The sequence below is a fragment of the Flavihumibacter sp. CACIAM 22H1 genome (genome assembly GCF_001601815.1).
Classification (GTDB): Bacteria; Bacteroidota; Bacteroidia; order Chitinophagales; family Chitinophagaceae; genus Flavihumibacter.
The window spans coordinates 52615-60322 of the sequence record NZ_LUKG01000003.1; the positions used below are offsets into that span (position 1 = coordinate 52615).

A 7708-nucleotide genomic window follows, 5' to 3' on the forward strand; every position below is an offset into this window, starting at 1 on the left:
AATAGAGCAGTAAAAGTAAACATATGAAAACGGAAAAAGCAATATTGGCTGGTGGATGTTTCTGGGGGGTGGAAGAACTGATCCGGCATTTACCCGGCATTCTGACCACTGTGGTAGGTTATACCGGTGGAGATGTTCCCAATGCCACTTACCGGAACCATGGCACACATGCAGAAGGCATTTTAATCAGCTTCGATCCTGAAAAATTGTCGTACCGCCAATTGCTTGAATACTTTTTCCAGATTCACAATCCAACTACCCGTAACAGACAGGGAAATGATATCGGCCTATCCTACCGGTCTGCTATCTTTTACCTGGATGATACCCAAAAGGAAACGGCTCTTCAGCTCATCAAAGAAATGGAGGCGTCGGGAAAATGGCCGGGGAAAATTGTTACGGAACTAGCCCCTGCCGGAGATTTTTGGGAAGCCGAAGAAGAACACCAGGATTATTTACAAAAAAACCCGGGTGGCTATACCTGCCATTTTGAGCGGCCAGACTGGAAACTATAAGACTTTTCTATTTTTCACTGGTCAACTCCTTTATAGCTTCCCCGATACTGTATTCCAAGCCATTGATCTGCCGCAGGTCTTCTCCCCATAGCGCCGTATCAGCTAAAACGGCGCCGGGGTCTTCCATTTTCATGTACAAGATATAAGCTGCAAACCCAAGCGCCATGCAGGGAGCAATTCGGTTAAACCGCTCCTGGTAGCGTTTAATGAGCGGAATATTTCGCAGCTTCATTTTAGAGGTATAATTAAGCGTAATACTCTGCCACTGGTGTTCGATAAAGGGGTTGCTAAACCGGTCGAGTACTTTTATGCCAAACTCATTGGCCTCTTCCAGGCTGATAGAAGGCAATAAAGAATACGCAATTTCCTGCAGCATAAGCTGTTTTATATACTCCGCCATCCACCTGTCCTGCATGGACTTCTTTTACGGTTGCAAATCCCTTTAAAATAGCCAGCCCGCAGCTAAAACTATGCGTTCCGTTCAGCATCCGCAGTTTTAATTCCCGGAACTTATTGATATCCTTATTGATAATCATTCCCGGATCTGCCTGGCTAAAACGAAGTGCCCGCTTTACAATGGCCTGCTCTGACTCCACGGCCCACAGACGAAACGGTTCAGCCATTATCATCAAGTCGTCTTTATACTTCAACTGCTGTTCGATGGCCTCCTGTTCGGCTGCAGGTAATTTACCGGGTACAATTCGATCTACCAGCGAATTACAAAAATGATTTGCCGTCTTTAACCATTCCAGGAAATCGGTATCCAGGTTGTTTTCCTCGGCCAACTGAACCACGATATTTTTAAGGGTTGCGCCATTGTCCTGGATAAGCTCTGTCGGAACAATTACCAGCCCTGTGGCCGGGGCTGCTCCTAAGCGCAGGTATCGATGGTATAGAACGGCCAATAATTTTGCTGGAAAAGAATCCGGTACGCCCTCTTTAATTGATTCCGCTTTGTACACAATCCCTACCTCTGTTGTATTGGAAATAATCAACTCAAGTTCCGGTGAAGCTGCCAGTTCTAATACCGAGGCCCACTGTTGATTAGCAGCCAATACCCTGCTTACAGCAGCATTTACTATGCACTCTTCAACCTGTTTCCCCGCTTCCACTCCTTTAACACAAATGGTGTACAATCCATCCTGTAAAGCAAAGGAATCTATACCGCCCGACACTGTAGATTTTACGATAACTACCCTGCCATCATATAAGCCTTCCCTGTTCGCCTTATCAATAAAATAATCAGGTAAGCCCCTAAGTAATACACCGGTTCCGAATTGTAATACCCGCTCAGGAAAGTTCAGCTGTTCGGTCGAGGGAAGCAGCAACCGCTGCTCATTTAAAAGATTTGCCAGTATCTGTTTGGATAGTTGCTGCATTTGCTTGCTTTTTGCACCCGCAAGACTACGCTGTTATTCGTGTTTACAGAAAAATTATGATACATTTATTTACGTAATCGTTCGCGTATTGTCTGACTATCCTCCAAATACAAACCAAGAAGAATTAGCAAAAATTCTCCAGGAGCAGGTTTATAACGACCGCAGGGCATGGATTGCCTTTGTTCGTTTGCTCTTATTGTGCCTCGGAATCGGATTTACTGTTGCAGGCATCGTATTCTTTTTTGCCTACAATTGGGCACACTTGCACAAATTCATCAAATTCGGACTCATTTTCAGCCTGCTTCTGGCAACCACGCTGTTTTCCTGCGCGGCAGGCTTCCACCAGACACTGAGAAAGGGTCTGCTTACAGGCGCTGCTGTTTTAGTAGGTGTTCTATTTGCGGTATTTGGCCAGGTCTATCAAACAGGTGCCAACGCGTATGATTTTTTTCTGGCATGGACTATTTTTATAAGCAGTTGGGTAGTGCTGGCAGGATTTCCTCCCTTATGGTTGCTTTACCTGCTGCTGCTAAATACCACCCTGCTATACTATGCAAAACAGGTAGCTAACCACTGGTCAGATCTATTGCTCTACCTACTGCTGTTGTTGATCAATACCCTGTTTCTGATAGGCGCTACCTTGCTAAAAAATAAAGGAAAATCAATCCCTACCTGGTTTACCAACATAGTAGCATTGATAAGTATAAGCATTGCCACCGTTGGTATTGTTACAGGTATTTTTTCTTCCTTTGACCCCTTTTTTCCTGCTCTGCTGATAACAGGTTCATTGATTTATGCCGCAGGTATCTGGTATGGCCTTACCGCCCAATCAACCTTTTACCTATCTATCATTCCTTTCAGTATTATTATAGTAGTATCTGCCCTGTTGTTGAAGTGGAGCGACGATCATGGCATGCTGTTATTTGTTTGCCTGTTTATTATCGGTAGTTCTACCCTGGTTATCAAAAACCTGCTTCATTTACAAAAAAAATGGACCAATGGAAACTAAAGAATTAAACAGGGAACCCACTGCTTCCCTACCCATTAAGATTCTTTCCATTGCGGGGGGCATATTATCGAGCCTGGCTTTTATCGGCTTTCTATTTCTGGCAGGTTTGTATAACTCGGATACAGCATTGCTGTTTACCGGCATCCTGTTGCTGGCTGCAGCACTCTGGATAAACCGACAGCACCCTAAAATATTTCTGGATACTATCTGTGTGTCACTCTACCTGCTGGGTTATATGTTGATAGGAATTGGAATTGGTCAGTTACTTGAGCAGGAATCAATAATCGGCCTGGTTTTCATAGTGCTGGCTGTTGGGTGCCTGTATATAAATCAGCATACGGTAATAGCGCTTCTTTCCGTCCTTATCATACACGGCAGTATATTATTTCTTCTGCAGGTACATTATGCGGCTGCCTTATTGCCGGTATACCTTTCCCTATTGGCTGTTCTTCTTTTGTTCTGGTTTTTACAGGAAGCTTACCTGGTTGCAGGAGGTGGCAAACTGGGCCGCTTATATGCGCCGGTTCGAACAGGTTTGGCGCTGTCCTTGCTATCGGGACTGTATTTTTCCGCAGAAAAATTTACAGCAGGTTCCTTTCAACAACATAACTGGATAAGCTCCCTGGTAATAATCGGGTGCATTCTTTACCTCTTAATTAATTTGTTTAAGGCACTGGATGGAGCATTGCAACCTCGTTCTGTTAAACTACTGGTTTTAGTTGGTATCATACTTTTATCCACCCTATTTGCACCGTCCATAACCGGTAGCCTGCTCGTTATCCTGCTTTCTTTTAAAGTCAACTACAAAACCGGCCTCGTTGCAGGAATAGTAGCCCTCGTTTACTTCATAAGCCTGTACTATTATGACCTGAGTTTTACCCTGTTAACCAAATCAGTATTGATGATGGCTTCCGGCATACTGCTCTTACTGCTGTACTATTTCATCCATAAAAACCTACTGAAAGATGAAACAGTATAAAACAGTAATTGTATTGCTGAACCTGGCACTATTGGCCATTTATTTTGTCTTTTCTGTTTACCAGAAAGAAAAACTGCTTAAAAACGGTACGCTTTTATTATTTGAGCTGGCTCCTGTAGACCCCCGCTCGCTGATGCAGGGTGATTATATGCAACTGAGGTATGCGGTGGTAGCCGATTTAGCCAGTGATTCGATCCCCAAACGGGGTTACTGTGTGGTTAAGGCAGATCAAAATAATATTGCCCGGCTGGTCAGAATTCAGCAGCAGAAAAGCCCCTTGCAGGAAGGAGAAAAACTGGTAGCTTACAGCTCGCCGTCTACTTGGAATATCAGCATTGGAGCCGAGTCGTTTTTTTTCCAGGAAGGGGAAGCAGGCAAATATGATTCGGCCCGGTATGGAGGAATCAAAGTCGACGAGCATGGAAACAGCCTGCTGATAGGATTGTACGATGCGAAGCGAGCCAGGCTTAACTGAGCACTAACACACTTGAGAAAATAAAGAATATCCATGAACCTTTTAAAAAAATTCTTTTCCAAAAAGGAAGAGCCTATTCGCACGTACAACGATTTCTGGAACTGGTTCCAATTGCATGAAAAACAATTCTTCGAGGTCGTTAAAGCAAACGGCGACGTGGAAAAGTTATTCTTCGAAAAAATTGGCCCTAAGCTCAACGAATTAAGACCTGGCTTTTTTTATGTAACAGGCATGATTGATCCAAAAACAGTGGAATTGATCATTACAGCCGATGGAGAAATCAAGAATTTCGTTTTTGTAGAAGAATTGGTAGCAGCTTCACCTGCTATCAGTGGCTGGAAGTTTACCGCACTTAAGCCAAGCCTCGACATTACGGATGTAACCATTGAAATGGATGGTACCTGGTATTCAAAAGATAACCTGTTTTTTTACCCCAACGACGAACCGGGCTATCCGGATGAAGTTAGTATCACACTCGTACATGAGCAGTACACAGAAGGGAAAGATGCAATATTGACAGGAATTTATATTTTCCTGGATAATTATCTTGGTGAATTAGACTTTGCCAACACCATCGATACCATCCGGTTCTCAAGCAAAGCAAGTGCAACTGCCGACCTGATACCCATCGAAAAACTAAAAGATTACCTGCGCTGGCGAGAGAAAGAATTTGTAGAAAAATATGTAGACACGGAACCTGATCCTGCGCTGGAAACTTATTCTATTTACGAATCCTCTCTGGGAAAGGAAGGAATGCTGGTAGCCGTGCTGAACAGCGCGTTGTTTACCTGGGAGGGTAAAGCATCTCACCCCTGGCTGCTGACGGTTCGGATTCCTTATGACGGCAGAAAAACAAATGGGCTGCCGGATAGTGCAGCCATGGAATTACTGGAATCCATTGAAACAACTATTACCCAAAAACTAACGGATGCCGGCAGCGCTATTTATATCGGCAGGCAGTCGGCAAGAAATACCCGCTCAATTTTCTTTGCCTGTAAGGAATTCCGTACACCATCTCGCATAGTAGCCGGGGTTCAGCTGTATTATTCCCATAAAACCCCTATAGACTACGAAATTTATAAAGACAAATACTGGCAAACATTTAATCAGTTTGTCTCCTGATTCAACAGTCCGTACAATTGTACCGATGGTTTTCAACCAGAACCCATGAAACACCTGTCTATCTATACTATTTTAGCGGCTACAGACCACCGCCCATTTCCTTACCCTGCAGGAAAATGGGCCTTTTACCAGGAATGGCAGGAGGTATTATTCCTGCACTGGAAAATACCTTATGAACTACTGCGTAGAATTGTACCCGCTGCGCTTACGCTTGATAGCTACCAGGGTAACTACTATGTTTCACTGGTTCCCTTTACTATGCGAAAGGTACGACCCAGGTACCTACCGGCTTTCCCCCCTATATCGGATTTCCATGAAGTTAACCTTCGCACCTATATCCTGCAAGACGGGCATAAAGGCGTATATTTTCTTAATATCGAAGCGGAGAAATGGATTTCTACTCTATTGTCGAAAATGATCTCAGGTATGCCGTATGAAAAATCGTCTATCCGACGAACAAATACTACTTACCAGGCAGCACATCGGCCAAAAGCATATTCGCTGCAATTGGACTATACAGTCTCCAATGAACGCTTCCTTAAAACTGAACTGGATACCTGGCTTACTGAACGCTATTGTTTATTCCTAACCGAAAAACAAAAAATAGTTCGCTTTGACGTGCATCATTTGGAATGGGAAATCAAAGCGCTTAAATTAAACACCTGCCAATTACACTATCGGGTTGGCAACCTGCTTCTTGCAAATACCCCACCTGATCTGCTACATTATTCACCCGGCGTACAAGTGGTTGCATGGCCCAAAAAACAGTGTTAACCTGTTTCCCAACAGCCCCTTTTCAAGGTCGAAAGATAGCGCAACCCGTTATTTACCAAATAATAAAATACGCGTATTAATAAACCGTTTATCTGCTTCTGTTTTGGCTAATGCAAGGGCTTTTTGCAGGGAATTTTTCGCGTACCGAAGATCCTTCCCCTTGTATAGTTCAGCCAGTAACATATAATAGTAGGGGCTGTTTTTCAGCTCAAGCGGCTGAAGGGTTTCAAGGGCGGCATCTGCACCCTTTACTTTAAATACAGCATATGCCCTGTTCAGCGCGGCCACCTGCGACGGAAAATATTCCAGTAACTGATCGTACAAGCCCAGGATGGAAGCCCATTTTTCCAGACTGTCTTCCTGCCGGGTATGCCAATAGGCAATGGCGGCTTCAAGATGATACCTGGAAACATGCCGGCCCACAGTTGCCCGGTGTAAGTATTGAGCACCCTTGGCAATCAATTCCTGGTTCCATAAGGCAGCATCCTGTTCATGGTATAAAAGCCAGTGGTCACCTGCAGATTTTCTTGCCGGAAACCTGGATGCATGAAAACAAAACAAGGCGATAAGGGCCTGCACTTCCGGCAGATTCGTTTGCTGCTGCAAGGTTAGTGAATGAGCAAGCCGCATTGCTTCTCTACAAAGCTCCTCCCGCAACAACTCATTATTTGTTTCAGAATAATAGCCTTCGGTAAATAGCAGGTAAATGGTAAGCAGCACATTTTGCATGCGTGCCGCTATATCGGCGGAAGCCGGCAGCTCCCATTCAATTTTTTCTGTCCTGATTTTTTCTCTTGCCCGGTATAACCGTTTGTTTATTGCTTCTTTTCCTGCCAATAATGCGGCAGCAATTTCATCAATTCCAAAGCCGCAGCAGACCCGCAATGCCAGCGCAATTTGCGCTTCCGCCGCCAGGGCAGGATGACAAACGACGAACAACATACGTAGTTCATCATCCTGCAGCTGAAATTGTTCCAGCGCCGGTTCCCTATTTTCGACTTCTATTCCGGAATTTACTGCCTGCTTTTTCAGGAGGCTTTTGCCTTTGTCCTCCCGGCCCATCTTTGCCAAGCGGTTCAATGCCTTATTTTTTGCAACCCTGTACAACCAGGCCGATGGATTTTCTGGTATTCCTTTATAAGGCCAGGATTCCAAAGCAGCCAGGAAAGATTCACTGGCCGTATCTTCCGCTTCTTCGAGGTGTTCCACTCCGAAATAGCGGCAAAGAAAGGCGGTGATTTTTGGGAATTCGGTTCGAAATAGATGTGGCATCAACGGGTCCTTTTCCCGGCTAGTGTATTCCATCTCCGCTGGCAATTTTCCGAACTTCTACACTATTGCCGATTCCCTGTAAAACCGGGCTACCCTTGGCAAACTCTACCGCTTCATCAACGGAATCTGCTTTTACAATAATGTAACCACCAAGTGTTTCTTTGATATCACCAAAGGGTCCGTTGG

10 protein-coding genes are annotated in these 7708 nt (G+C 44.6%); 6 read left to right on the forward strand and 4 right to left on the reverse strand.

Annotated elements, in window-relative coordinates; all coding sequences use genetic code 11:
* Positions 1–23 precede the first annotated feature (23 nt).
* The gene (gene msrA, locus A1D16_RS01525; RefSeq protein WP_290707068.1) at positions 24–512 is read left to right on the forward strand and encodes a peptide-methionine (S)-S-oxide reductase MsrA; all 489 of its coding nucleotides are present in this window, start codon (positions 24–26) and stop codon (positions 510–512) included.
* Positions 513–519: 7 nt separating this feature from the next.
* On the opposite strand, the gene A1D16_RS01530 is transcribed toward msrA, so the two are convergent.
* Together A1D16_RS01530 and A1D16_RS01535 are read right to left on the reverse strand one after the other, a co-directional pair.
* Entirely contained in the window at positions 520–888 is a 369-nt protein-coding gene (locus A1D16_RS01530; RefSeq protein WP_290707070.1) for a hypothetical protein, read from the reverse strand.
* Positions 830–1891 (reverse strand): tagaturonate reductase, encoded by a 1062-nt coding sequence (locus tag A1D16_RS01535; RefSeq protein ID WP_290707071.1) that lies wholly within the window; start codon positions 1889–1891, stop codon positions 830–832. Before A1D16_RS01535 ends, A1D16_RS01530 begins: the two co-directional genes overlap by 59 nt.
* An 88-nt stretch (positions 1892–1979) precedes the next feature.
* Between A1D16_RS01535 and A1D16_RS01540 the strand changes: the two genes are divergently transcribed.
* From A1D16_RS01540 to A1D16_RS01560, 5 genes are read left to right on the forward strand one after another with little or no spacing between them, the layout of a single operon-like run.
* Positions 1980–2900: a DUF2157 domain-containing protein gene (locus A1D16_RS01540; protein WP_290707073.1), complete on the forward strand. Its 921-nt coding sequence runs from the start codon at positions 1980–1982 to the stop codon at positions 2898–2900.
* Positions 2890–3879, forward strand: a complete 990-nt coding sequence (locus tag A1D16_RS01545; RefSeq protein WP_290707075.1) for a DUF4401 domain-containing protein — start codon at positions 2890–2892, stop codon at positions 3877–3879. The genes A1D16_RS01540 and A1D16_RS01545 overlap by 11 nt, the downstream gene beginning before the upstream one ends.
* Entirely contained in the window at positions 3866–4354 is a 489-nt protein-coding gene (locus tag A1D16_RS01550) for a GDYXXLXY domain-containing protein (protein WP_290707077.1), read from the forward strand. Before A1D16_RS01545 ends, A1D16_RS01550 begins: the two co-directional genes overlap by 14 nt.
* Positions 4355–4387: 33 nt before the next feature.
* Positions 4388–5476, forward strand: coding sequence for a DUF695 domain-containing protein (locus tag A1D16_RS01555; protein WP_290707079.1), 1089 nt, complete (start codon positions 4388–4390; stop codon positions 5474–5476).
* A 45-nt stretch (positions 5477–5521) separates the two neighbouring features.
* Positions 5522–6250 carry a DUF2071 domain-containing protein gene (locus A1D16_RS01560; RefSeq protein ID WP_290707081.1) on the forward strand — a complete coding sequence of 243 codons (729 nt, stop codon included), beginning with the start codon at positions 5522–5524 and terminating at the stop codon, positions 6248–6250.
* A gap of 48 nt (positions 6251–6298) precedes the next feature.
* Here A1D16_RS01560 and A1D16_RS01565 read toward each other — a convergent pair whose 3' ends face one another.
* Positions 6299–7555: a DUF6596 domain-containing protein gene (locus tag A1D16_RS01565; protein WP_290707083.1), complete on the reverse strand. Its 1257-nt coding sequence runs from the start codon at positions 7553–7555 to the stop codon at positions 6299–6301.
* The coding region (locus A1D16_RS01570; RefSeq protein WP_290707207.1) for a YciI family protein at positions 7542–7708 on the reverse strand (167 nt) is incomplete at its 5' end. The genes A1D16_RS01565 and A1D16_RS01570, both read right to left, overlap by 14 nt.